General features: G+C 68.1%; 34 protein-coding genes and 1 tRNA gene. 17 read left to right on the top strand and 18 right to left on the bottom strand.

Annotation, left to right across the window (positions count from 1 at the left end; genetic code table 11):
* Positions 1 to 13: 13 nt before the first annotated feature.
* The gene (locus IEV96_RS11045; protein WP_188510646.1) at positions 14 to 994 is read right to left on the bottom strand and encodes an aldo/keto reductase; all 981 of its coding nucleotides are present in this window, start codon (positions 992 to 994) and stop codon (positions 14 to 16) included.
* On the bottom strand, positions 991 to 1,413 hold the full coding sequence (locus tag IEV96_RS11040) for a MerR family transcriptional regulator (RefSeq protein ID WP_188510645.1): 423 nt from the start codon (positions 1,411 to 1,413) through the stop codon (positions 991 to 993). The genes IEV96_RS11045 and IEV96_RS11040 overlap by 4 nt, the downstream gene beginning before the upstream one ends.
* Before the next feature lie 77 nt (positions 1,414 to 1,490).
* Here IEV96_RS11040 and IEV96_RS11035 point away from each other — a divergent pair, with 77 nt between their 5' ends.
* From IEV96_RS11035 to IEV96_RS11025, 3 genes are all read left to right on the top strand, one after another.
* Complete coding sequence (locus IEV96_RS11035; protein WP_188510644.1) at positions 1,491 to 1,970, top strand: SRPBCC family protein; 480 nt, start codon at positions 1,491 to 1,493, stop codon at positions 1,968 to 1,970.
* Positions 1,971 to 2,009: 39 nt separating this feature from the next.
* On the top strand, positions 2,010 to 2,213 hold the full coding sequence (locus tag IEV96_RS11030; RefSeq protein ID WP_188510643.1) for a hypothetical protein: 204 nt from the start codon (positions 2,010 to 2,012) through the stop codon (positions 2,211 to 2,213).
* A gap of 84 nt (positions 2,214 to 2,297) precedes the next feature.
* A tRNA-Arg gene (locus IEV96_RS11025) sits at positions 2,298 to 2,373 on the top strand.
* A gap of 96 nt (positions 2,374 to 2,469) precedes the next feature.
* On the opposite strand, the gene IEV96_RS11020 is transcribed toward IEV96_RS11025, so the two are convergent.
* Positions 2,470 to 3,357, bottom strand: coding sequence for an aldo/keto reductase family oxidoreductase (locus IEV96_RS11020; RefSeq protein WP_188510642.1), 888 nt, complete (start codon positions 3,355 to 3,357; stop codon positions 2,470 to 2,472).
* A 120-nt stretch (positions 3,358 to 3,477) separates the two neighbouring features.
* Between IEV96_RS11020 and IEV96_RS11015 the strand changes: the two genes are divergently transcribed.
* Complete coding sequence (locus IEV96_RS11015) at positions 3,478 to 3,900, top strand: winged helix-turn-helix transcriptional regulator (protein WP_188510641.1); 423 nt, start codon at positions 3,478 to 3,480, stop codon at positions 3,898 to 3,900.
* 6 nt (positions 3,901 to 3,906) lie between these two features.
* Here the strand turns inward: IEV96_RS11015 and IEV96_RS11010 are convergent, their stop codons facing one another.
* The 4 genes from IEV96_RS11010 to IEV96_RS10995 all read right to left on the bottom strand — a co-directional run bounded on the left by IEV96_RS11010 (position 3,907) and on the right by IEV96_RS10995 (position 7,098).
* Positions 3,907 to 4,197, bottom strand: a complete 291-nt coding sequence (locus IEV96_RS11010; protein ID WP_188510640.1) for a sigma factor — start codon at positions 4,195 to 4,197, stop codon at positions 3,907 to 3,909.
* A gap of 136 nt (positions 4,198 to 4,333) precedes the next feature.
* A complete protein-coding gene (locus IEV96_RS11005) occupies positions 4,334 to 5,728 on the bottom strand; it encodes an MFS transporter (RefSeq protein WP_188510639.1) in 1,395 nt (464 codons plus the stop codon).
* A 224-nt stretch (positions 5,729 to 5,952) separates the two neighbouring features.
* On the bottom strand, positions 5,953 to 6,279 hold the full coding sequence (locus IEV96_RS11000) for a VOC family protein (protein ID WP_188510638.1): 327 nt from the start codon (positions 6,277 to 6,279) through the stop codon (positions 5,953 to 5,955).
* Between the two features lie 24 nt (positions 6,280 to 6,303).
* Positions 6,304 to 7,098 carry an alpha/beta fold hydrolase gene (locus tag IEV96_RS10995; RefSeq protein WP_188510637.1) on the bottom strand — a complete coding sequence of 265 codons (795 nt, stop codon included), beginning with the start codon at positions 7,096 to 7,098 and terminating at the stop codon, positions 6,304 to 6,306.
* Positions 7,099 to 7,164: 66 nt separating this feature from the next.
* Here IEV96_RS10995 and IEV96_RS10990 point away from each other — a divergent pair, with 66 nt between their 5' ends.
* On the top strand, positions 7,165 to 8,058 hold the full coding sequence (locus IEV96_RS10990; protein WP_188510636.1) for a methyltransferase family protein: 894 nt from the start codon (positions 7,165 to 7,167) through the stop codon (positions 8,056 to 8,058).
* Here IEV96_RS10990 and IEV96_RS10985 read toward each other — a convergent pair.
* From IEV96_RS10985 to IEV96_RS10975, 3 genes are read right to left on the bottom strand one after another with little or no spacing between them, the layout of a single operon-like run.
* Positions 8,048 to 8,437 carry a VOC family protein gene (locus IEV96_RS10985; protein ID WP_188510635.1) on the bottom strand — a complete coding sequence of 130 codons (390 nt, stop codon included), beginning with the start codon at positions 8,435 to 8,437 and terminating at the stop codon, positions 8,048 to 8,050. The genes IEV96_RS10990 and IEV96_RS10985 overlap by 11 nt on opposite strands.
* Positions 8,434 to 8,715 (bottom strand): ArsR/SmtB family transcription factor, encoded by a 282-nt coding sequence (locus tag IEV96_RS10980; RefSeq protein WP_188510634.1) that lies wholly within the window; start codon positions 8,713 to 8,715, stop codon positions 8,434 to 8,436. The genes IEV96_RS10985 and IEV96_RS10980 overlap by 4 nt, the downstream gene beginning before the upstream one ends.
* Positions 8,716 to 8,769: 54 nt before the next feature.
* A complete protein-coding gene (locus IEV96_RS10975) occupies positions 8,770 to 9,384 on the bottom strand; it encodes a class I SAM-dependent methyltransferase (RefSeq protein ID WP_188510633.1) in 615 nt (204 codons plus the stop codon).
* Positions 9,385 to 9,660: 276 nt separating this feature from the next.
* Between IEV96_RS10975 and IEV96_RS10970 the strand changes: the two genes are divergently transcribed.
* Positions 9,661 to 10,785 carry a hypothetical protein gene (locus tag IEV96_RS10970; RefSeq protein ID WP_188510632.1) on the top strand — a complete coding sequence of 375 codons (1,125 nt, stop codon included), beginning with the start codon at positions 9,661 to 9,663 and terminating at the stop codon, positions 10,783 to 10,785.
* 8 nt (positions 10,786 to 10,793) lie between these two features.
* On the opposite strand, the gene IEV96_RS10965 is transcribed toward IEV96_RS10970, so the two are convergent.
* Positions 10,794 to 11,288: a DUF4188 domain-containing protein gene (locus IEV96_RS10965; RefSeq protein WP_188510631.1), complete on the bottom strand. Its 495-nt coding sequence runs from the start codon at positions 11,286 to 11,288 to the stop codon at positions 10,794 to 10,796.
* 73 nt (positions 11,289 to 11,361) lie between these two features.
* Between IEV96_RS10965 and IEV96_RS10960 the strand changes: the two genes are divergently transcribed.
* The 6 genes from IEV96_RS10960 (at position 11,362) to IEV96_RS10935 (ending at position 15,232) form a co-directional block, all read left to right on the top strand.
* Positions 11,362 to 11,982 carry a MerR family transcriptional regulator gene (locus tag IEV96_RS10960; RefSeq protein WP_188510630.1) on the top strand — a complete coding sequence of 207 codons (621 nt, stop codon included), beginning with the start codon at positions 11,362 to 11,364 and terminating at the stop codon, positions 11,980 to 11,982.
* A gap of 44 nt (positions 11,983 to 12,026) precedes the next feature.
* Positions 12,027 to 12,245 carry a DUF1232 domain-containing protein gene (locus IEV96_RS10955; RefSeq protein ID WP_188510629.1) on the top strand — a complete coding sequence of 73 codons (219 nt, stop codon included), beginning with the start codon at positions 12,027 to 12,029 and terminating at the stop codon, positions 12,243 to 12,245.
* Between the two features lie 85 nt (positions 12,246 to 12,330).
* On the top strand, positions 12,331 to 13,113 hold the full coding sequence (locus tag IEV96_RS10950; RefSeq protein ID WP_188510628.1) for an SDR family oxidoreductase: 783 nt from the start codon (positions 12,331 to 12,333) through the stop codon (positions 13,111 to 13,113).
* Between the two features lie 4 nt (positions 13,114 to 13,117).
* Positions 13,118 to 14,011 (top strand): sigma factor, encoded by an 894-nt coding sequence (locus tag IEV96_RS10945; RefSeq protein WP_229733254.1) that lies wholly within the window; start codon positions 13,118 to 13,120, stop codon positions 14,009 to 14,011.
* Complete coding sequence (locus IEV96_RS10940) at positions 14,008 to 14,391, top strand: sigma-70 family RNA polymerase sigma factor family protein (RefSeq protein ID WP_188510627.1); 384 nt, start codon at positions 14,008 to 14,010, stop codon at positions 14,389 to 14,391. The genes IEV96_RS10945 and IEV96_RS10940 overlap by 4 nt, the downstream gene beginning before the upstream one ends.
* A 91-nt stretch (positions 14,392 to 14,482) precedes the next feature.
* Positions 14,483 to 15,232, top strand: coding sequence for an SDR family oxidoreductase (locus tag IEV96_RS10935; RefSeq protein WP_188510626.1), 750 nt, complete (start codon positions 14,483 to 14,485; stop codon positions 15,230 to 15,232).
* Here the strand turns inward: IEV96_RS10935 and IEV96_RS10930 are convergent.
* The 3 genes from IEV96_RS10930 to IEV96_RS10920 all read right to left on the bottom strand — a co-directional run bounded on the left by IEV96_RS10930 (position 15,229) and on the right by IEV96_RS10920 (position 16,815).
* On the bottom strand, positions 15,229 to 15,522 hold the full coding sequence (locus tag IEV96_RS10930) for a TFIIB-type zinc ribbon-containing protein (protein ID WP_188510625.1): 294 nt from the start codon (positions 15,520 to 15,522) through the stop codon (positions 15,229 to 15,231). The genes IEV96_RS10935 and IEV96_RS10930 overlap by 4 nt on opposite strands.
* Positions 15,523 to 15,590: 68 nt before the next feature.
* Positions 15,591 to 16,355 carry a 5'-methylthioadenosine/S-adenosylhomocysteine nucleosidase gene (mtnN, locus tag IEV96_RS10925; RefSeq protein WP_229733252.1) on the bottom strand — a complete coding sequence of 255 codons (765 nt, stop codon included), beginning with the start codon at positions 16,353 to 16,355 and terminating at the stop codon, positions 15,591 to 15,593.
* 49 nt (positions 16,356 to 16,404) lie between these two features.
* Positions 16,405 to 16,815 carry a hypothetical protein gene (locus IEV96_RS10920; protein ID WP_188510624.1) on the bottom strand — a complete coding sequence of 137 codons (411 nt, stop codon included), beginning with the start codon at positions 16,813 to 16,815 and terminating at the stop codon, positions 16,405 to 16,407.
* Positions 16,816 to 17,035: 220 nt separating this feature from the next.
* On the opposite strand from IEV96_RS10920, the gene IEV96_RS10915 reads away from it, so the two are divergent.
* The 4 genes from IEV96_RS10915 (at position 17,036) to IEV96_RS10900 (ending at position 20,191) form a co-directional block, all read left to right on the top strand.
* Positions 17,036 to 18,637: an ABC-F family ATP-binding cassette domain-containing protein gene (locus tag IEV96_RS10915; protein ID WP_188510623.1), complete on the top strand. Its 1,602-nt coding sequence runs from the start codon at positions 17,036 to 17,038 to the stop codon at positions 18,635 to 18,637.
* A 69-nt stretch (positions 18,638 to 18,706) separates the two neighbouring features.
* A complete protein-coding gene (locus IEV96_RS10910; protein ID WP_188510622.1) occupies positions 18,707 to 18,916 on the top strand; it encodes a hypothetical protein in 210 nt (69 codons plus the stop codon).
* Between the two features lie 48 nt (positions 18,917 to 18,964).
* Positions 18,965 to 19,588, top strand: coding sequence for a TetR/AcrR family transcriptional regulator (locus IEV96_RS10905; protein WP_229733250.1), 624 nt, complete (start codon positions 18,965 to 18,967; stop codon positions 19,586 to 19,588).
* Positions 19,589 to 19,624: 36 nt separating this feature from the next.
* A complete protein-coding gene (locus IEV96_RS10900; RefSeq protein WP_188510621.1) occupies positions 19,625 to 20,191 on the top strand; it encodes a CG0192-related protein in 567 nt (188 codons plus the stop codon).
* Positions 20,192 to 20,201: 10 nt separating this feature from the next.
* On the opposite strand, the gene IEV96_RS10895 is transcribed toward IEV96_RS10900, so the two are convergent.
* Positions 20,202 to 20,603 carry a hypothetical protein gene (locus IEV96_RS10895; RefSeq protein WP_188510620.1) on the bottom strand — a complete coding sequence of 134 codons (402 nt, stop codon included), beginning with the start codon at positions 20,601 to 20,603 and terminating at the stop codon, positions 20,202 to 20,204.
* Positions 20,604 to 20,654: 51 nt separating this feature from the next.
* On the opposite strand from IEV96_RS10895, the gene IEV96_RS10890 reads away from it, so the two are divergent.
* Entirely contained in the window at positions 20,655 to 21,020 is a 366-nt protein-coding gene (locus IEV96_RS10890) for a PLD nuclease N-terminal domain-containing protein (protein WP_188510619.1), read from the top strand.
* Here the strand turns inward: IEV96_RS10890 and IEV96_RS10885 are convergent.
* From IEV96_RS10885 to IEV96_RS10875, 3 genes are read right to left on the bottom strand one after another with little or no spacing between them, the layout of a single operon-like run.
* Positions 21,017 to 21,613 (bottom strand): gamma carbonic anhydrase family protein, encoded by a 597-nt coding sequence (locus IEV96_RS10885; RefSeq protein WP_188510618.1) that lies wholly within the window; start codon positions 21,611 to 21,613, stop codon positions 21,017 to 21,019. The two genes, IEV96_RS10890 and IEV96_RS10885, sit on opposite strands and share 4 nt — an antisense overlap.
* A gap of 9 nt (positions 21,614 to 21,622) precedes the next feature.
* Positions 21,623 to 21,937 (bottom strand): AzlD domain-containing protein, encoded by a 315-nt coding sequence (locus IEV96_RS10880; RefSeq protein ID WP_188510617.1) that lies wholly within the window; start codon positions 21,935 to 21,937, stop codon positions 21,623 to 21,625.
* Entirely contained in the window at positions 21,934 to 22,653 is a 720-nt protein-coding gene (locus IEV96_RS10875; RefSeq protein ID WP_188510616.1) for an AzlC family ABC transporter permease, read from the bottom strand. The genes IEV96_RS10880 and IEV96_RS10875 overlap by 4 nt, the downstream gene beginning before the upstream one ends.
* Positions 22,654 to 22,677: the final 24 nt, after the last annotated feature.

Below are 22,677 nucleotides of genomic sequence, written 5' to 3'. Positions count from 1 at the left end.
GACAGTCGCCCCGCTACCGGTCGACTCCCGTGACGAGCTGCGCGTAGTCTCGGCCACCCGCGATCTCGTCGGTCGGCAGCGCGGCGGCCAGCGCGTCCAACTCGCCCGCATCCAGCGCGACGTCGACGGCGGCCGCGTTCTCGTCCAACCGCGAGCGTCGGCGGGTTCCGGGAATCGGTACGACGCCCTGCGCCACGAGCCAGGCGAGGGCGATCTGCGCGACCGTGGCCCCCTTGTCCCGCGCTATCGCCTCCAACCGCGCGACGAGCGCCCGGTTGGCGGCGAAGGCGTCCGGCTGGAAACGGGGGAGACCCCGCCGCGCGTCGTCGGGCGCGAGGTCGTCGAGGCTGCGCACCCCGCTCGTCAGCACGCCGCGTCCGAGCGGTGAGAACGCCACGAGGCCGATGCCCAGCTCGCGCATCGCCGCGAACTCTCCGTTGTGCAACACGTCGCGCGAGAACAGCGAGAACTCGCTCTGCACCGCGGCGAGCGGGTGCACGGCGTGGGCACGCCGGATGGTCGCCTCCGACGCCTCGGACAGACCGATGTGCCGCACCTTGCCGGCCGCGACCAGCTCGGCCATGGCCCCGACGCTCTCCTCGATCGGCACGTTCGGGTCGACGCGGTGCAGGTAGTAGAGGTCGATCACGTCGGTGCCGAGGTGCCGCAGCGACCGGTCGGCCGCCCTGCGGATGTACTCGGGGGTGCCGTTGCGGCCGTGCACGGTGCCGTCGTCGTCGGTTTCGGATGACGCCTTGGTGGCGAGCACCACCTCGTCGCGCCGATCGCCCAACGCCCGGGCGATCAGCTTCTCGTTCTCGAACGGGCCGTACGCCTCCGCCGTATCGACGAACGTCACACCGGTGTCGATCGCGTGGCGCAGGGTCGCGATGGATTCGCCCTCGTCGCTCGAGCCGTAGAACGCGCTCATGCCCATCGCGCCGAGGCCGATGGCGGAGACGGTGAGGCCGTCCTCCAGGGTGGTGTTCTTCATTCCTGTTCTCCGTTCTTGGCCGCTACCTCGCGGTACGCGGCGATCTTCTTGTCGATGGCGGCGAGGTGGCGCTTCGTGCGCTCCATCTCGTCGACCACGTGCGTCCTGTGGTTTTCGAAGAACGCGAGGCGCTCGGCCTCGGTGCCTTCGCGTCGGCTGAGGTCGGCGATGACCGTCATGTCGGCGATCGACATGCCCGTCTCGCGCAGCACGACGAGCCCGGCGATCCAGGCGAGGTCGTTCATGCGGTATCGCCGCCGTCCGCCGGTGTCGCGTGGGGCCTTCTCGAGCAGCAGCCCGGCTCGCTCGTAGTAGCGCAGCGTCTCGACGCTCACGCCGGTGGCGGCGGACGCCTCGCCGATCGACAGCCCGCTCGGCGGCACGTCGACGGGGATCCCGGGCAGTAGTAACTCGCTCATGGCTTCATCCTGCAACCTGTAGCGCGCTACAGGTCAAGTACTGTTCCGAAGTCGGGTGGTGGGCCACTATCGGTCGTATGACACACGACCGCGATTTCACCCTTCGCCGCACTATCTCGGCAACCCCGGCCGAGGTCTTCGCGGCATGGACCGATCCCGAACAGCTCGACTGGTTCTTCAGCGGCGAGGGATCGCCCGGCACACCCGAAGTCGACCTGCGTGTCGGCGGGGCGTGGCGGCAACTCATGGTCATCGACGAGGACGAGCAGTACGTGACCGGCGGTGTCTACCGCGAGATCGTGCCGGGCGAGAGGCTCGCCTTTACCTGGGGTGCCGAGGGCGGCTGGCCGGAGCCGAACGACGACGGCCCCGTCGTGACGCTCACCTTCGCCCCGACCGAGGCCGGCACGGAGATGACGCTGACCCAGACATTTCCCGAGCACCTCTCCGACGAACGGGTCCGCGAGCAGCTCGCGACGGGGATGCGCGCCGGTTGGGGGATGACGATCGACCGTCTCGTGGCCCGCTTCGGCGGCGTAACGCCACAGACACTCTGACGTCGGCTCCGGTTCATCCGCCCCTCCTATCGTCGGAGCATGACCTATGCGGAAGCCTTCGAACTCGTGCAAGCCGGCCAGGGGCGCTGGACGGTTCAGAACCGGGGCAGCGCAACGGTCGCCGGCAGTGTCCTGCGCACGCAATCGGGTTTCGAGCTGCGCGACCTGCGCGACCGTGCCCTCGGAGTCTTCGATTCGATCGAAGACGGACTGCGCTTCCTGCTGCGGAGCGCGCGGCGCTAATCTCGGCGAGTGGACGGAACCGGCCCGAACGGCTGGTATAGTTTTCCAGTTGGCATTTGCGCCCAGTGCGCAAATGCAGAACATGCGCCCGTAGCTCAGCGGATAGAGCAATTGACTACGGATCAATAGGCCGGGGGTTCAAATCCCTCCGGGCGCACCAGTGAAAGCCCCGCACGGTCGTGCGGGGCCTTCGTGGTTTACGGGAGCAGACGCAGCCGCGCGACGAGCGCTTCGGCGCTAGCGCTGGGGATCAGCGTCATCCTCGACTGAGCGTCTGGCGACCTATTTCGTCTAGCTGGGCGAGGTCGTCTGTCGAGAGCACGAGCGCCGCGCCCGCGATGTTCTCCCGCAGGTGCGCGACCGACGACGTGCCGGGGATCAGCAGGATGTTGGGCGAACGCTGGAGCAGCCAGGCCAGGGCAACCGCCATCGGCGTCGTGTCCAGCCGTGCCGCCACCGCCGAAAGGGCTCCGGACTGCAACGGGGTGAAGCCGCCGAGCGGGAAGAACGGAACGTAGGCGATGCCCTGTGCGGCGAGCATGTCGATCAGGTCATCGTCGTCGCGGTGGGCGAGGTTGTACATGTTCTGCACGCAGACGATCGTCGCGATCGATATGGCCTCGCCGACCTGATCGGCCGTCGCGTTGCTCACGCCGAGGTGCCTGATCAGGCCCTCGTCCTGCATTTCGACGAGCGCCCCCAACGACTCGGCGACCGGTTCGGGCACCGGGCCCTCGCCGTTGCCGAGCCTCAGGTTGACGAGGTCGAGGGTCTCGAGGCCGAGTGCTTCGAGATTGTCGAGCACCTGACGCCGCAGGTCCTCGGGTCGGCGAGCCGTGGGCCACCCTCCCGAGGCGTCACGGTTCGCGCCGGCCTTGGTGACGACGTGCAGCGATTCGGGATAGGGATGAAGCGCTTCGCGGATCAACTCGTTGGTGATGCGCGGCCCGTAGGCATCGCTCGTGTCGATGTGCGTTATGCCGAGTTCGACGGCCTCGCGAAGCACGGCGATCGCCCCCTGGTGGTCGGCGGGAGGGCCCATGACCCACGGGCCGGCGAGCTGCATCGCGCCGTAGCCAAAACGGGAAACGGTCAGGTCGCCGAGAGTCCAGGTGCCGCCGGGGAGTGGAGTGGGAGTGTTCATGATGTGCCTTTCGGGGGGTGGTTTCTGGATGCCCCATGCACGAGTATGAGGAAGTAACTTCCCGACGGGAAGTAGGCACTTTCAGGTGCGTTAGTCACCCGCGGGTGAGAGGAGCGATCGATGGCAACCACGACGGCGGCCCAGAAAAGGGCCGAGACGAAGGCGAACTACAACGCCTTCTTGGCGGTGTGTCCCAGTCAGAAACTGCTCGACCGCATCTCCGACAAGTGGGTGACTTTGATTTTGACCGCGCTAGGAAGCGGCCACGACCGTGTCGGTCAGCCCGGTGTGATGCGTTACTCGGAACTTGCCCGGACCTTGGCCGGCGTCAGCCCGAAGATGCTCACGCAGACCCTGCGGTCTCTAGAGCGCGACGGGCTCCTCATCCGTGTTGCAACGCCGACGGTTCCGGTCACGGTCACCTACGAACTGACCGACCTGGGCCGCTCGCTGCATCAGTTGATCCGCGGCCTCAAGTCATGGGCCGAGACCCACATGGACGAGGTGCTCGCCAACCGCGAAGCGCACGACGGCCGGCAGTAGCTCGGATCAGGTTGCGGTGGTGCCGGTGCGCGCATAACTGACGAGCGGCGTGGTGAACAGCCAAGACGCCACTCTGCCGACGGTGCGATCGAGTCGCGGTGCCTGCCGCCAGAACTCTAGAAACACGTCGACAACCATTTCTTCGGCAAGCCTGCCGTCGCTGATCTGGCTCCTGGCGCGCGCGAACACGAGGGGAGCGAATCGGTCGTACAGTTCGGCGAACGCATTCTGGTCGCCCTTCGCGACCGCGACGAGCAGCTCGTCGTCGGTCGAGTTCACGCAATGCGCGGTGTCCATCCCGACCCCCAGAAGGTAGCGAACTGTGTAAGAGCAGCCGGGCTCCGGGGCTACACAGCCACTGTATGAGCGCCACCTCGAATCACGACGTTTCGCGTGACCATTGCAAACCGGATCGAGGTGTGCAGAGAGAGATTCACTTTCGCTGCGACGTCGCATCGAGCGCAGTTGGCCCCGCTTCGGTGTCGCCTGGCGCATCCGGGTCTTCGACCTCCGCCGGCTCCGCCCCCAGGTACTGCGCCGAAATGCGACGGTACGACTTCGTGAAGAACGCGGCGACGGCCGCGAGCACCATGACGATGCCCGCCACGAAGAACACGAGGGCGATACCGCGGGCCTCACCGTCGCCGAGCAGCCAGCCGAAGTCGGCGCGTCCGGCGTCGGATTCCATGTACGGGATGATCAGGAACTCCGCGATCGGCGCGATGAGAAATGCGGTGACCGGCGCAGCGGCAGACTCGAACGCCGCGGCGAACCCGAACACCCGCCCCTGCGTGCGGAACGGCACGACCTTCTGGATCACCGTCTGCTCGGACGCCTCGACGGCCGGGATCAGCGTCATGTACAGCCAGATGCCCCCGGCGTACAGCCACCACCAGTCGCGGATCGTGAACAGCATCCCGAGCACGCCCATGACGATGACGAGCATCAGCATGGTGCGGATCGGGTTGCGTCCGAGCCCGAACTTCGCGATGAGCAGGCCGCCGATGATGAAGCCGGTCGATGTGACGCCGAGCACGATGCCCCACCATTCGACCGGGAACAGCTCCAGTCCGTACGGGTCCATGAGCGCCATGTAGGCGCCGCCGATCAGGTTGTTGAAGGTCGAGAAGATGATGAGAGCGAACAGCCCGGTTGCCGCGCGCACCGCCGTGATGCTGCCGCGCAGGTCGATGAGCGGGCGTTTTTCGCCGTCGCGCTGAGGCATCTCTTCGGGGATGCGCAGGAACAGCAGGTGCACGAGCGCCAGCGCCGAGAGGGAGATCGCGATCACCAGCGTCCAGCCCATGCCGAGCAGCCCGATCGCCAGGCCGCTGAACACGCTCGTCACCATAAACGCGAGGCCCTGCACGGTGCCGACCAGGCCGTTCGCGTTCGCGTGCCTCTCGGTCGGAATGAGCAGCGTGACGGTGGTCGACAGCGCGATGTTGCGCATGTTCTCGATGACCGCGCCGAAGAGGATGATGCCGCTGAACAGCCAGAACATCGGCCCGCCGAGGTCGAGCAGCGTCGACTCGGGGAACAGCACATAGAACCCGAGGCTGATGCTGAAGGCGACCAGGGTGACCGCTCCCGCGAAGACCATAACGAGGTGCTTGCGGTGCCGGTCGACGATCGTGCCGAAGGCCATCGAGAAGACGGCGACGAGAAGCATGTACGCCCCGCCGATGATGCCGGTGGCGAGCACGGACCGCGTCTCGAGGTAGACCCAGAAGGTCAGCGCGAACCAGAGAAAGCTCGTGGTCACGTTGGCGACCGCCGTGTTCACGAGCACCTGCGCGAACGTGCGCCCGCCGCCGGGCGGTGGCACGTGGGCCTGGCTTGCGGCGGCGTTCTGTCTGTGTCGGTCATGCGATCCTCTCCGATCGGCGCGCTCACGTCGTCACACTGAGGTCGAACGGGAGTCGCGGCGATCGACAGCTCTGGCAACGAAGGTTAGACCGTGGCATCCATGATATGTATACAGCGTGAACATGTCGAGGGCCGGTTCGAAAATCGGACGACGCGCGATTTTCGGATGACGCCCGCCGCGCGTTACTCCTCCTGGTCGAATACGTAGAAGGCGTTTCCGGCCGGATCCGTGAACCCGACCGTGGCCCCGCCCGGAATCTGCTGCAGCGGCTGCGCCACCTCGAGGTCGGCGTGCTCGCGCACCCACTCGTCAGCCGAGGGAACGAGGTACATGGGCCCGTATCCGCCCGGTGCGCTGGAGACCATGAGTTGCAGTTCGCCGCCCGGCAGGGCGAACGCGATCGTGTCGTCGCCCTCCCGCCAGGCCTCTTCCAGCTTCAGCTCGTCGCGGTAGAACCGCGCGGTGGCCTCGAGGTCGTCGGTCGGGACGTACAGGAATGTGGGCTTCATCTCGTGTCTCCGTATTCGGTATCGCTAACGATTGTGCTCGCGGGCGACCGCGTCGCACCAGTCCGAAAGCAGGGCCGCCAGCAGGTCGGGTCGTTCGTGCATGAGGGCGTGTCCGGCATCGGCGACGACCGCCAATGTCGCCCGCGGGTAGCTCTCGAGGAGGCCGGTCGCGTGGACGTGACCGGCCGTCGAGTCGCTGCGTCCCGCCACGATCAGGGTGGGGCGGTCGAACACGGGGCCGTCGACGTTGACGGCCCAGCCCGCAAAAATGCGCCCGAGGGCGGCTTCGTCGACGGCGGCGACCCCTGGCGCGACGCTGTCGCGGTAGCGGCGGGCGCCCGCCGGGGTTCGTGCCACGAAGTACTCGTCGAAGTCCGCCCGCTGTCCGGCGTCGAGTTCGTCGTAAGTACCGGGCTCCTCGCGGACCACTCGGTGGACGGGAACCTGCTCTGCCCCGTCGGCGATGGGGCAGAGCAGGGCGAGGCCCGTCACCGCTTCGGGGTGCTGTGCGGCCACGCCGCGGGCAACATAAGCCCCGTACGAGTGCCCGAGCAGCAGGGCGGGCTCGCCCGCGATGCGGTCTACGAACCCGGCGAGCAGCGCGACCACGTCGTCGTTGCTGTCGATGCCGTCGGCCGTGGTGCCGCCCATGCCCGGCAGGTCCGGGTAGATGCGGCGGAGCCCGACTCGTGGCAGCACGGCCTCGACGGCGGCTTCGATCTCGCGGTGGTCGACTCCGGCACCGTGCAACGCGACGAGGGGCATCCCTTCGCCGTGTTCCGCGTAATTCACGACCACGTCGCCGATGCGGCACTCCATACCGCCACCCTAGGGATCGAGGGATTCGGCTCAAGGCGGTTGACTTGCCGCTGCTAGTCTTCGGGCATGCTCTGGGGCCGCATCTACTTCGGGGTGCAGGCCGCCGCCGGCGCCGCGTGGTGGATCGCGGTGGCGGTCTCGCCGTTCGTTCGGGAGGTGACCCTCGGCGGCCTAGACCCGGTCGCGGTCGCGGCGGCCGATATCCCGCTGTTCGTCGTCGGTTCGGCGCTCGCGGCATCGGGCGTACGGCCGGCCGTCTGGGTCGCGACGGGGTGGACGCTCGTGGTCGCGATCGCGCTCGCCGTCTACGCCACGGTCACGACCGAGGCGGGATGGGGCGCGCTCGTGATGGCGACGGCCGCCGTCGCCTCCGTGCTCGCGCTGTGTCTCGTGCTCACCGGGCGGGTGCCCACCGCGTGGCTCATCGCCGGACCGTTCTCGTTTCGGCCCGCGCTGCCGCGCAGGATCGCCGCCGCGCACCTGGTTTCGACCGGCGCTCAGATAGTGGTGTTCTGGGGGTTCTTCCTCGTGGTCGTGCCGCTCGTGATCACGTCTCTCGAGAACCGCTGGTCGGTGACACTGCCATTTCCGTCCTTCGTGCCCGTCGTCGGCGCGGTCGTGCTCGTGCTCGCGAGCGGGCTGGGCCTCTGGTCGGGCGTCACGATGTCGGTCGTCGGCAACGGAACGCCGTTACCCGCGGCGATGGCGAACCGGCTCGTGATAGCCGGTCCCTACCGGTTCATCCGCAATCCCATGGCGGTCGCCGGCTTCCTGCAGGGCGCGGCCGTCGGACTCCTTCTCTCGTCGTGGCTGGTCGTCGCCTACGGTGTGCTCGGGGCCGTGCTCTGGAATCACGCCATCCGCCCGCACGAGGAGGCCGACCTCGAGAAGCGGTTCGGCGACGACTTCCGCCGCTACCGCGACACTGTGCGGTGCTGGGTTCCGGCTATCAGCCGGTGAACTGCGCGAGCTGCAGCAGATTGCCGCAGGTGTCGTCGAGGGTCGCGATGATCACCGGGCCCATCGCCGTCGGCGGCTGAGTGAAGGTCTCGCCGAGCGCGGTCAGCCGGTCGTACTCGGCCTGCACATCATCGACGCCGAGCACGCAGAACGGAATGCCGTCGGTGGCGAGGGCCTCGGTGAAAGGGCCGACGGCGGGGTGGTCCTTCGGTTCGAGCGAGAGCTGGGTTCCGTCTGGCCGTTCGGGGTCGACGATCGTGAGCCAACGGTGTTCGCCCATCGGGATGTCGGCGGAGACGGCGAAACCGAGTCGACCGGTGTAGAACTCGACGGCACGCTGCTGGTCGTCGACGAAGATGCTGACGGTGTGGAGTTTCACGATTGCGCCTTTCCTCGGGGCCACCGCTCGGCGATCTCCGCGAGCGGGGCGGTGTCGATGGTGTGGAACTTGTAGCGGCCGCGCCGTTCGGTGCGAACCAGCCCGGCGGTCTCGAGAACGTCGAGGTGCTGCGACACCGCCTGGCGCGACGGCGTCAGGTTGTGGTTCATCGCCAACTTGGAGCACAGCTCGAACAGCGTCTGCTCGTCGCGCTGAACGAGTTCGTCGAGCAGCGCGCGTCGCGTCTCGTCGGCAAGTGCCCTGTAGACGTCCGTCACACCAGGAACAATAGGCAAGTAGTCGCTTGCATGTCAAGAGCTGCGGCAGCAGTGTCATCCGTCGCTCTGCCGCGCGCGCCGGGCTATGAGCGTCGCTTGGGGGCGCTGGTTGGCGGTTCTTCGCACGTGCGACTCGAGAACGTCGAAGCCAGCGTGTTCCAGTTCGGAGCTGATTGCGTCGACGGTCCACCGGTATGCCGGCGTCACAGCGTGAGCGAATTCATCGACCACCGAGCCCGCGAAGAAACCGATGAGCAGCGTGCCCGCTGGCTTGAGCACGCGGTTGAACTCTCGCAAGGGAGTCTGGATCGCGCTCGGCTCGTAATGGATCAACGAGTACCACGCAAGAATCCCGCCGACCGAACCGGAATCCGCTTCGAGGGAATCGAGACTTCCGGAGGCGAACTCGGCTGTGGGAAAGGTGCGCCTGGCGTGAGCGATGAACTCGGGTACCTGATCGATGCCCCGAGCGGTCAAGCCCTGCGTGGCCAGGAAGTTCGTCCAATGTCCCGGACCGCACCCCGCATCGATGAGGTCTCCTTCGACGGTGTTAGCCCATGTGGATACGATCTGCAGATCGGACGGATGAACCGAATCCATCGAACCCAAAATTTCTATGTACTCCGTCGCCCTGCGAGAGTATGCGGCGCGACTTGCTTCGATGGCCATTTCATCGAGTCTAGGCAGGCCGAAAACGAGGCGCCCGTAAGACGGTCGTCTTGCGGGCATCGGATCTCTGCGGGGGCATGCTGGGAGAGAAACGTGCGAGCTTGGGGGAGGGGTACAGGGGGTGTCCTCCACCGTTTGTCCTCCTCGACAACGTTGCCCTGATGCGCGAAGCTCAGAGCAGTCGGCGGCATGTCAGGCCCGCCGTGGAGACGCCCGGCGGCACCCCGACGGCCGGCGTCCGCAAATCGGGGGTGCCCAATGTCCAGCCGCCAATCAGTGAACAACACAGGCCGAAGCAGACGTTCCCGCCTCGCCAGAGTGCTCCTCGCCTCGGTGGCGGCAGCGGCCCTCGCGCTCGCGGTCCCACCGCCCGCGAGCGCCGACCCGTGGGAGCCGGGCGCACGCCAATACGCGGGGGTGGGCGCCGCATCCACATCCGTCCTCTGGGACGTGCTGTCCAACGGCCGCGCGAACATCGCCGCCGGTGCGCCCCAGGCTCCGGATGTCGCATCCTTCGACCCCACCGGCAGCCCCACGATCGTCACAAATCCGGGCGCGACGCCGATCCCGCGCCCGACCAGCGAGGCGGCGGGATTCGCGGCGCTCCGTGACTACCCGGAACAGGTCGACTTCGTGCGTTCCGCGAACCGTCCGGTGAACATCGCGGGCGTCGCCGACGACGTCGTAACCTACCTGCCGATCGGGCGCGATGCCGTAAGTGTCGCCGGCTTCCGATTGGTGCCCGGGCTCGACAACCTCACGCGGGAGGAGCTCACCGCGATCTACACCTGCACGTCGGCGGGCAATGTCCGCACGTCGGTCTTCGGCACGAACGCCGTGGTGGTCTACGACGACGGGGCCTACATCCTCCAGCAGCTGCGCCCGCAACTGCCCGCGCCGGGGACGGACGTGCGCGCCTTCTTCCTCCGCGCCATCGGTGTGACGGAACCCGGCGCGTGCGTCCGCGGGAGCTCGACAACGCCCCAGAACGACGCGAGGGTGCTGAGCGTGCAGGGGCAGATCATCCCGTTCCTCGCGTCGCAGTGGATCGCGCAGAAGAACAACATGGTGAACCGCACGATGACCGTCGACGTGCACACGCTGTTGAAGATCAACGGCGAACGCCCCATCGACGACCGCTACAACCCCGATCAGCCTCCCCTCATGCCGGGACCGCTGTTCGGGCGAGGGGCGTATCCGCCCGGCACGCAGCGCGGCGTCTTCACGCGCGACGTCTACGCCGTCATCCGCACCGCCGACCTCGAGTCACCACTCACCGCGGCCCTGACCGCGCCACTCGCGACCGGCACCGGCCAGCTCGCGCTCAACCGGTCCGGCTACAAACGGGTCGACTACCTCGGCGACCCCCGGTGGTTCTTGGGGGCGGCATACCCGGGGTGACGGTCGTCCTATCCGTCGCTCTGCCGCGTGCGCCCCTCGGCCATCCGCTGTGCGGCCCGGTCCGCCCGCTTGCCCACCGGCACGGCCTGCGTCGCGCGGGCCAAGCCGATCGCGGGCATGCCGACGTACATCGTTTCGGCGCGGTCGACCTGGTAGGTCTCGTGCCAGATGCCGACCGCGCCCGCCGCCTTGCGGGCGCGCTGGTTGAAGGCCGTCCAGGCCGGGCGGTGCTCGGCGGAGGGCGCGCTCGCGTAGTCGTAGAGCTTCTCGCGCGAGTTCCAGTACTGCACGATGAGGGGCCCGTCGCCACTGAAGCTGAGGCGGAAGCCCATAAGACCCGAGTCCGGGTCTTTCGATAGCTCGGCCAGCATGCGCGGCATCGCGAGGAAGGCGGGCAGCCACTTGTTGACCCGCCAGGGCCGGTTGAATCGCATCCCGATGAGGAAGACCACCAGCTCGCCGTCGTAGCGGTGCGTCATGCGCCCGGTCTGAACCTGTGACATGGTGGAACCTCCGATTGGATAGCCGTACACGCTAATAATGGAGAGTGGCGCTATCTATGTCAAGGAGTATCTAGTGCGAATATCCCAACTCGCGGCCGCGACCGAGGTGCCCGTCGCCACGATCAAGTACTACCTGCGCGAGGGTCTGCTGCACGACGGCCGGCTCACCTCGCCCACCCAGGCCCGCTATGACGAGACGCACGTCCGCCGGCTGCGCCTCATCCGCGCCCTCGTCGGCGGCGCGGGTCTGAGCATCTCCGCCGTGCGCGAGCTGCTCGACGGGGTCGATTCGCCGCCCGAGTCCGGCCACGATCTGCTCGGCGTCGCACACCACGCCTTGGCGAAACCTGTCGCGCAGGCCACGGACACGAGCGCGGTAGACGCGATGCTCGAGCGGTGGGGATGGGGAACAGACGGATGCGACGACGTCGGCAAGGCGGCGGTGGCGGAAGCACTCGAGGGGGTGCGGTCCGCGGGTTTCGACCTGCCCGAGGGGGTGCTGGAGACGTACGCGGCCGCCATGCACGAGGTGGCCGACGCCGAGATCGCGGGCGTGCCGACGGACTCCGCCGAGTCGGCCGTGCGCTACGTCGTGCTCGGCACCGTTCTCGTCGAGCCGCTGCTGCTCGCGCTTCGACGCCTCGCCCAGCAGAGCGCCTCGTATCAGCGCTTCGGGCCGCGGCCGCTCGGGTGACCGAGGGGGTTCTTTCACAGCGACCCCGTGCGTACTCTGTTCGCATGGGACGCAATCGCAAGGTAATCTCCGCCGTACTGGTCGCCGCCGCCGCACTCGTCTACGGCATGTCCCCGATCGACGTCATCCCCGAGCTGCTGACCGGCCCGCTGGGACTCACCGACGACTTCGCCGTGCTGCTCGGAGCCGGCGTCGCCGTCTGGAAGCTGCTCGGCGGACGCGAGCCGCGCGCCGGGGATGCCACGCCTCCGCCCTCCCGGTAATTGCCCGTCACACTTCTCCCGCCTGCTCGGTCATAGCTGGTGACCGCTGGCATGCCGGCCGACGGCGTGCAGGGAGGGGTTCACCATGAAGGTCGTCGTTGTCGGGGGCACCGGACTCATCGGAGCCCGGGTCGTCCGGATAATCGCGGGGCACGGCCACCCGGTCGTCGCGGCCGCTCGCGCCACGGGAGTCAACTCGTTCACCGGTGAGGGGCTCGAAGACGCGCTGTCCGGCGCGAACGTCGTCGTCGACGTGTCGAACTCGTCGTACACCGACGAGGAGGGCGCACGTGAGTTCTTCGAAACCTCGACGCTGAACCTGCTCACGTACGGCGCGGCCGCCGGTGTCGGCCACCACGTCGCGCTGTCCGTCGTGGGCACCGACAGGCTCGCGGCATCGGAACGCGGATACTTCCGCGCAAAGTTCGAACAGGAGCAGTTGATCAAGGCGGCGAACACCCCGTTCACGATCGTGCACGCCACCCAGTTCTTCGAGTTCCTGGGCAGCATCGCCGACGAAGCCACCCACGGCGCGCATGTGCGCCTGTCGAGGGCGATGGTGCAGCCGATGGCGGCCGACGACGTGGCCTCGGCCGTCGCGAACGTGGCGATCGGGGCTCCCGAGAACGGCATCGTCGAGTTCGCCGGTCCTGACGTGTTCACCCTCGACGACCTCGTGGCGCGCAGACTCGAGGCGCAGCGCGATAGCCGAAGTGTCGTCGCCGACCCGCTCGCGCGGTACTTCGGCAATAACCTCGGCGAAGACGAACTGCTTCCGGGTGCCGGTGTCGTCATCACGCCCACCCGGTTCGAAGACTGGTTGAAGGGCCCCGCGATGCGGCAGCATCTGATCACGACGGAGGGATGAGCGCGTGCACGATACCGACGCGGGCGGTGGCCTCGAGCTGGCGATGTCGACCTTCACGACGGTTCGTCCGCGCCTCTTCGGCATCGCCTACCGCATGCTCGGCAGCGTCTCGGAGGCCGAGGATATCGTGCAGGACACCTGGCTGCGTTGGCAGTCCACCGACAGAACCGTCGTCGAGAATCCTCCGGCATTCCTCGCAACGATCACCACGCGGCTCGCGATGAACCTCGCCCAGTCCGCCCGTTCCCGTCACGAGACGTATATCGGCCCGTGGCTGCCCGACCCGATCGACACGACCGCCGATCCCGAGCTCGGAGCCGAACGCGGGGAGGCCCTCGAGTATGCCGTGCTCCTCCTGCTCGAGAAGCTGACTCCGGCGGAGCGCGCGTCGTACGTTCTGCGCGAGGCGTTCGACTACCCGTACGAGCTCATCGCCGACATCGTGCAATCCACCGTGCCGGGCGCCCGCAAACTGGTGAGCCGCGCGCGCCAGCATCTCGCGGCCGAGCGACGCCGGCCGGCTCCGAGACCCGAACACCGGCGGCTGCTCAGCGCGTTCCTCACCGCGGCGCAGTCCGGCGACGTGGCAGTGCTCGAGAGGCTGTTCGCGGCCGACGTGGTCAGCTATTCCGACGGCGGCGGGGTAAAGCTCGCCGCGCGCATCCCGGTCATCGGCCGCGAGCGCGTCGCCAGGTTCGTGGCCGCGTTCTCGTCGCACTTCTGGACGGGCGTCGACCTGCGCTGGGTCGAGGCCAACGGCCGGCCTTCGGTAGAGCTCTCGCGCGACGGTGTGCCGTTCACCATCGTCGCCGCGACGACCTCCGAATCGGGGATCGAGCAGTTGCTCTGGCTGATGAACCCCGCCAAGCTGCGGCCGATGGCCGAGGCGGCTTCGTGACGGGTGGGTCGGGAGACCGGCACGACATGACGGTGCGCGAGTTGCGGTTGGCCGTCGAGACGGGGGAGCCGGCGTTGGTCGCACACCTGCTCCATGCGGATGTCGCGATGCTCACCGACGACGGAGGGGGCGCCGCGACATCCGAACCCCGCACAGTGCGTGGAGCGGCCGACGTCGCCCGCGCGCTCTGCCACCTGCTCGACCCGGACGCGGCCGAGACCACCGAGCGCGAGGTGAACGGGCGGTCGGCGCTCGTGCTGCGCCGCGGAGGCGAGGTCGCCGGCGTCGTCAGCCTGCGAGTCGACCGCGACCTTGTTACCACCATCTGGGTAGTCCTGGGCCGCGACAAGCTGCGGCACTGGAACGACCAGCCCGACTGATCGGCGGCGAAGCGTCACAGATGGCGCCTGCGCCCTGTCTTAGCTGGTGAACCCGGGCGGCCCCGCTCGGTACATCAGCGGAAGGCCAATCATGAAGATCGTAGTTATCGGCGGCACAGGACTTGTCGGTTCGAAAACCATCGCCAAGCTCACGGAGCACGGCCACGCAGCGGTTTCGGCTTCGCCGAACTCCGGCGTGAACACCCTCACCGGCGAGGGTCTCGCCGACGTGCTCACCGGTGCCCAGGTCGTCATCGACGTCTCCAACTCGCCGTCGTTCGAGGAGCGGGCAGTTATGGACTTCTTCACCACCTCGACGACCAATCTGCTCGCCGCCGAGAAGGCCGCCGGCGTGACTCACCACGTCGCGCTGTCGGTCGTCGGCACCGACCGGCTGCCCGAGAGCGCCTACTTCCGCGCCAAGGTCGCGCAGGAGAACCTGATCAAGCAGTCCGGCCTGCCGTACTCGATCGTTCACGCCACCCAGTTCTTCGAGTTCGTGATGAGTATCGCCGAGGAAGCGACCGACGGCGACATCGTTCGTCTCTCGCACGCCCGCATCCAGCCGATCGCCGCGGACGACGTGGCGACCGCGGTCGCCCGCACCGCCGTCGGCGCACCGCTGAACGGCACGCTCGAGATCGCCGGACCGACGCAGTTCGGCCTCGACGAACTGGTCCGCACGGGTCTCGCTCTTCGCGGGGACACCCGCGAGGTCGTCGTCGACCCCGGCGCGCCCTACTTCGGCGCCGTGCTCGACGAGCGAACGCTCGTGCCCGGCGCCGACGCGACGGTCTTCCAGACCACGTACGAGGAGTGGGTGGCGACTAGCGCTGCCTAGCCGAAGAGCTCGCCAAGCCAGTTCTCTTTCTTCTTCGGACGGTAGCCGTTGTCGTAGCCGCGCTCGCGGTCGTTGTAGCGATCGCGGTCGCGGTCGCCGTACTGCGGCGCGCGCGGGGCCACGGTCGGTGCGACCGGGGCGGACTTGGTGAACTCGCTCTCCGCGCGGTCGATGATCTTGTCGAGCTCACCGCGGTCGAGCCACACGCCCCGGCATTCGGGGCAGTAGTCGATTTCGACGCCGCTGCGTTCGCTCATGACGAGCGTGGCTGAATCGTTCGGACACTTCATGGGATCCTCCAAGAATCGTGGCGAAACGAATTTTAGCCAGCGCTCTCGGGCTCAGCCTGAGAGTTCGTTCAGCGGGGCAGTTGGCTCAGCAGGGCGACGACCGCGTTCGCAGAGCGTTCCGCCGCGTCATCCACATCGGTGAGAAAGTCGGTGTGCGCGACCGGTCCGCACAGGTCGGACACGGCGCGCACCGAAACGAACTCGCGCCCGTGTACGTACGAGGTCTGGGCGATCGCGACCGATTCCATGTCGGTGGCGAGCGTTCCGGGCAGCGCGGCCCGGATCGACACAGCGCGCTCGGGCGTGACGAACGAGTAGCTCGAGGCGATGAGTCCGAAGTGCACACCGGATGGCGAGAGGTCGTCGAGGTGGCCGCTTCGCGCAAACGCCTCGATGGCGGCGCTGCTGGCGGTGTACGACGCGGGCATCCGCGGTACCTGGCCGAGGACGTAGCCGAAAGCCCGGGCGTCCGCGTCGATGTTGATGTAGTCGGTGCCGATCACCACGTCGCCGACTCGAACCCACTCGCCGACACCGCCGGCCGTTCCGGCGCTGATCACGAGCGCGCCGGTCTCACCGTGAGCTGGCGCGGACTCGAGGATGGCAGAGGTGGCGCCGCCGGCCGCGTTGACGAGGCCGATGCCCGTGCGCACGAGCAGCACGGTGCGTCCCGCGATCTCGACGTAGCGGTGGACCGCCAGGCCGACGGTGACCGGGTCGCCGACGGTCGTGGCGCGATCGAGGAACGGGGCCTCCTCGTCGGGCATGGCGACGAGGACGACGGCGGCGATCTCGCTCACCTCGGGGGAATCTGACGGGCGTGCGATATTCATGGGTGCTTCCATCATCACCCACCCGGCCGGATGCTGCCGCCAGCTGGCGCTAGGCGGGCACCGCGAGCACGGCCACCGAGGCGGCCACGGTGCCGAGCAAGAACAGGACCATCCCGCCGCGGATGCACAGTCTCTTCTGTTTGAGCGCGGTCGCCGCGTCCCAGGCGAGCACGGGGCATCCCGCCCACCCGAGACCGGCGACTCCGATGAGAGCGATCGCCGCGCCGCCCCACCAGACGAGGTCGGCGGGAAGCGGAAGGTCGGCGGGACGCCAGCCGGCGGCGAGCAGCCCCGAGAGCGGTATGCCGGCGGAGATGACCGCGGCCGCGAACCACACGGTGCCCGAGAAGAGGATGCGTCTCAGTTCGGCGGAGTCGCTCTCGTCGTCGACGGTTCCGGCGATCGCGTCGGGGATCGAGGGGTAGGTCGAGGCCGGCGAGCGCGTGGGTGACTGAGACATGCTCCGGGTTTACGCTTCGTCGGCTCCGGCCGTCAAGTCCCTTGAACCAGCCGGCCACTAGACCAGAGGCCGAACGTCTGCGAGACTCTGTTGGTTCTTGTCGTCCAGCGTTAGGTTTCTCCGGTGAAGATCGTCAACGGTTTCGCGCAGTCCGCGCGCTGACTCGTATCGCCGATCGCGGCTCCGATGTCAGTGCTCCATCTGACAACTCCGGAGACGCATGTCTACGCCAAGAAACTCTTCTATCACCCTGACCGACGTCGGCCTCGACTGGCCTGACGGGTCCACCGCGCTGAGCGGAATCAACGCCAGCCTCGGCGCAGGCCGCACCGGACTCGTCGGCGCCAACGGCTCGGGCAAGTCCACGCTGCTGCGGCTCGTGGCCGGCGTGATGCAGCCGACGACCGGCCAGGTCGTTGTGACCGGCGACGTCGACTACCTGCCGCAAACGCTCACCCTCGCCGTCGGTGCCACCGTCGCCGATCTGCTCGGAATCGCGCCGAAGGTGGCCGCCTTGCGGGCGATCGAGGCCGGCGACGTCGCCACCGCGCACTTCGACACGCTCGGTGACGACTGGGACGTCGAGACCCGCGCCGACGAGGCCCTGCGGGGCATCGGCCTGAGTTCGGCCGACCTCTCGCGGCCCGTCGGCGACATCTCCGGCGGCGAGGCCGTTCTGGCGGCGATCGCCGGCCTGCGGTTGCGGCGGGCACCGATCGCGCTGCTCGACGAACCGACCAACAATCTCGACCGCGACGCCCGCGCGAAGCTGTACGACCTCGTGCGCTCCTGGCCGGGAACCCTCCTGGTCGTCAGTCACGACACCGCCCTGCTCGATCTGATGGATGACACGGCCGAACTGCACTCGCGACGGCTCACCGTCTTCGGCGGCGCGTACAGCGAGTGGCGCGAACGGCTCGACGTGCAGCAGGCCGCCGCCATCCAGCACGCGCGCACCGCGCAGCAGGTGGTGAAAACCGAGAAGCGTCAGCGCGTCGAGGCTCAGACGAAGCTCGCGCACCGGGCACGAACCGCGCAGACGGCGAGGGAGAACCGCACCGCCGCCAAAATCGTGATGAACCAGAAGGCGTCGAACGCCCAGGTCTCGGCCGGAAAGCTGCGCACCCAGGCCGACGACCGGGTGCGATCGGCCCAAGCCGCGCTCGATGCCGCGGATGCGCGCGTGCGCGACGACGCGCGCATCAGGGTGGATCTGCCCGACCCTGATGTGCCGAACGGGCGACGCATCGCCGAACTGCGCGGAACGGGAGGGGCGTTCGTGGTGCAGGGTCCGGAACGCATCGCCCTCGTGGGTCCGAACGGGGTGGGCAAGACGACGCTGCTAGAGACGCTGGTCTACCGTCGCGCCACTCAGGCGGGACGGGCTGGGGGAGCGCTGCACACCGGGCGGGTCGGCTACCTGCCGCAGCGCCTCGACGGCCTCGACGACCGGGCGACAATCCTCGGTACCGTGCTCGCCGCGGCACCGTCGGTACCGCCCGCGGAGGTGCGCAATCGGCTGGCCCGGTTCCTGCTGCGCGGGGCGACGGTCGAACGGGCCGTCGGAACGCTCTCGGGCGGTGAACGTTTTCGCGTCTCGCTCGCCCGTCTGCTGCTCGCCGACCCGCCGCCACAACTGCTCGTGCTCGACGAACCGACCAACAACCTCGACCTGCAGAGCGTCGACCAGCTCGTGGACGCGCTGCGCGTGTACCGCGGGGCCGTTCTGGTGGTGAGCCACGACGATGCCTTCCTCGGACGGCTCGACGTGACGACGACGCTCGCGCTCGACGCGGACGGCGGGCTGACCGTTCTGGAATAGCAGTCTTAATGGTACAGTCGCACCATCAAATGTGGTGCAATTGCACCACAATCGAGAAGGGAGTACAGGGTGCGCGTTTTTCTCTTGATCCTCGGGATCGCACTACTCGTCGTTTCGGCCCAGGGCGCCATCCGACTGGTCGCCGACCACGCCGATACCGGGCTGTTGTCGTGGGTGCCCGGCGGCTTCGCCGTGCAATTGGGCGCTTATATACTTCTGGTCTGTCTGGGCGTTCTTCTGGCCGCCCGCAATTCCAAAGGCATCGTTGATAGAAGTTGATCTCGTTCCGATCCGGCCTCTGCTGACAGCCGGAACACGGGGCTGAGAATGGCGAACGAAGAGGCGCGGCTGCCGCGCGAGGTGACTCACCGGCAGCGCCGGCGCCAGATTGCCGAGGCGGTCTGGCGGCTGGCCGCACGGGGCGGGCTCGAGGACGTGACTCTCCGCCAGGTCGCCCAAGAAGCGGGAGTCTCGGCCCGCCTGCTGCAGCACTACTTCGGTACCCGGCACGGGCTGCTCCTCGGCTCGCTGCAACTGCTGAACGAGGATGCACAGCTCCGCGCGCGCGAACGCGTCGAGGCGCTCGGGTCCGACCTGTCCCTGCGCGAGACCGTTCGGGCCGTTTTACTCGAGCTGCTGCCTCTCGACGACGAGCGGCGTGCGCTCCACCTGATGTACGCCGTCTACTTCGTGCGGTTCCTCACCGATGCCGAGATGCGGGAGCTCGCTTCCGGCGGGGGAGACGGCGTGAAGGACCTCGTCGAACAGTTGCTGGTCGGCGCCCATGCGGCCGGCGAGATCTCCGACCTGCCGCGCCCCGACCTCGATGCGGCCGTGCTCGTCGCCTCCGCCGAGGGGCTCCAGGGCCAGATGTTGCTCGGGCAGATCACAGCCGAGGCAGCCATCGCACTGATCGACCACCAGCTCGACGGCCTCTTCGCTGTCGGCTGACTGGGAACGGCGTTTCGCGCGGCCTATGGTGAGTGCATGGCACTCCTTCATCAGGCGACCCTCACCCCGTCCAAGCTGGAACTGGTACGCGACTGGCTGCCCGGCCAGCCCTGGTTTCTCGGGGCCGCCGGCTCCGAGTTGACCCCTGTCGCGGCCTACCGGTTCGACGACCCCGACGGCGAGGTGGGCATCGAGACGATCCTGGCCGCCGGTCCGGATGGCGCCGTGATGCAGGTGCCGGTCACCTATCGCGGCGCGCCACTCGAAGGGGCGGAGCAGTGGCTCATCGGGACGATGCAGCACTCGGTGCTCGGGTCGCGCTGGGTCTACGACGGTCTCGGCGACCCGGTCTACCTCGCGGCGGTGACGCACGCGGTCCGCACCGGCGGCCACGAGGCCGAGCTGAAGGTCGAGATCGACGGCGAGATGGTCACCCGCGAACCGACGGCGCGCGTGCAGGGCAGTGGCACCGGTGCTGGAGGCCGCGAGAGCGTGACCGTGATCCGCTATCCCGAACCGGGTGCCGTGGGCGACGGCGCGGTGCTCACCGGGACGTGGGGCGAGCATTCCGCGCCCGTACTGCTCGTCACTGTCGAGAGCTGAGACGAGCGGATCAGCCCTCGACGACCAGCAGGATCATGGATGCCACGAAGCTCGCTATGCCGATGCCGGCGGTGATGGCGAACAGCACGAAAACCGCCCGTTCCGCTTCGCTGTGCCGGGCAAACCTGATCGTCTCGGGCGAGCGTCGGCTGTAGTAGACCGTCACGCTCTCGAGCGTGCCCACCTCGTCGTGCTCGTGGTGGGCGAGTTCGCGCGAGTAGAGGCGTCCGTCGTCGGCCATCCAGCGCGCGCTGGCCAGTTCGTCGGCCGGGAGGATGATCGCGGTGGTTTCGAGCATCGCACTGCTGGCGGCACGCATCAACAGCCAGATCACGAGACACACGGCGGCGGACACCAAGCCGAGCAGGATCAGGGTCTCCAGAACCAGGCCGAGGATGTCTTCGCCGCTCACCGTGCAATGTTATCTATGCTCGGCGGTCACCCGCTGATTAGACTATGCCTCATGTCCTTGGTACTTCCTCTTCTGGTCCTCGCGCTGGTCGTCGGCGCGCTCGTCGACATCATCACCCGACCAGAGGGCGAGGTGAAACATCTGCCCAAGATGGTCTGGATCCTCCTGGTCGTCTTCCTGCCTCTGATCGGCAGCATCGTCTGGTTCGTCGCCGGCCACGACTACACGCCGCAGCGCGAGTACGTCAGTTTCGGCGATCCCCGCCGGCACGAACCGAAGCCCACCGAGCGCGAGTTCAGAACGACCGAGCAGGAACTCGCCGACCTCGAGGCCGAAATCGAGTTTCACGAAAAGCAGGCCCGCATCGACCGTCTCGAAGCCGAGATCGGTGAGCGGCGGGACCGCACCGTCGACTAACCGTCTACGACGGTGTCGTCACGGTGGGCGCCGTAGAACCGCGACTGCCCGCGCATGATGTCGTCCATGGTCGCGTCGGCGCCCACCCCGTAGACGGTCACCGCGAAGCCGAGCGCGCGCTGCACCGCCCAGATTTCGTCGTGGCGGTCGGGCGGGAACAGCTGGGCGGGATCACCGACGGCGACCCACCCGATGGGCACGACTGCGCCGACGGAGAGGCGCGTGTTCACCTGCACGACGCCGTTGATGCGCACCTCCGCACCGGCTTCGAGCGTCGAGCCGGGAAAGAGAGAGGCGCCCGTCGCCACGAAACAGTTGTCCCCCACGGTCGATCCGTTGACGTGGGCGTGCGGCCCGACCATCACGGCGTCGCCGATGGTCGTGGGATGGCCGGCGCGGCCGCGCACCACGGCGTTCTCCATCACGACCACGTTCTCGCCGATGCGCACCGGTCCGTCTTCGGCGGTGAGCACCGCGCCGTGCAGCACGCGGGAACCGGCTCCGACCGACACGTCGCCGCTGAGTACCGCGGCGGGGGAGACGTACGCCGACTCGTGCACGACGGGCCGCCTGCCGCGGTGTTCGATGATCATGCCCCGAGCCTAAGCCCAGCCCAAAAACGCCCGCAGTAGCGCCGCGGTGGCCGCCGCCGCAATGACCACCACGATGAACGGGGCGCGCAACAGCAGGGCGACGATCGCCGCGATCAGGCCGGCGGCCCGGGCGTCGAGCACCAAGGCTTCGCCGGTCGTGAACGTCTGCATCACCACGAGGGCGGCGAGGAGTGCGGCGGGCAGCAGGGCGGTGACCCGCGAGACGCGGGGCTTCTCGAGAAAGCTCGGTGGCACCGTGTACCCGGCGAACTTGAGGGCGAAAGCGATGAGCGAGGCGCCGATGATGGCGATCCAGACGGTCACAGTGCCGCTCCATCGGTATGCGGGTCCGGCGTGCGACGCCGGGTGAACAACCCGACCACTACCGCGACGGCCGCGGCCGCGATCACCGGGATGCCGACGGGGACCACGGGCACCAGCACGGCGGCGACCACGGCCGCGGCGATCGCCACCGCGACGGGCTGGCGGGATTTCAGGCGCGGCCAGAGCAACGCGATGAAGGCGGCAGAAGCCGCGGCATCCAACCCATACTGCTTCGGGTCCCCGATCGCGTCGCCGACGAGCGCGCCGACCAGGGTCATTACGTTCCATCCCGCGTAGATGCCGATGCCGGTGACCCAGAAGCCTAGGCGCCGGTTGGGCAGCGTGTCCTGGGCGATCGAAACGGCCGTCGATTCGTCGATGGTTAGTTGGGCGACAGGGATCCGCCACAGGCCGCGCGGCGCCATCGTCGGCGTGAGCTGGAGGCCGTAGAGGGTGTTGCGCACGCCGAGCAGCGACGACGCGGCGATAGCGGCGCCGACCCCGCCGCCTCCGCCGAGCACCCCGATGAGTGCGAACTGCGAGCCGCCGCTGAACAGCAGGAGCGAGGTGACGCTCGTCTGCCAGATCGTCAGTCCGCTCGCCACGGCCAACGCTCCGAAACTGATGCCGTACAGGCCGGTCGCGATGGCGACCGAGAGCCCCTGCCTGATGACGGCCCGTCTCGCCGGATCGACGGGAACGGAGCGGGTCGCCATAGAACGAAAGTACTGCAGAACGCC

Source organism: Conyzicola nivalis (assembly GCF_014639655.1).
Lineage (GTDB): Bacteria > Actinomycetota > Actinomycetes > Actinomycetales > Microbacteriaceae > Conyzicola > Conyzicola nivalis.
The sequence above is the reverse complement of the archived record's forward strand: the minus strand, read 5'-3'. Positions and strand labels throughout refer to the sequence as shown.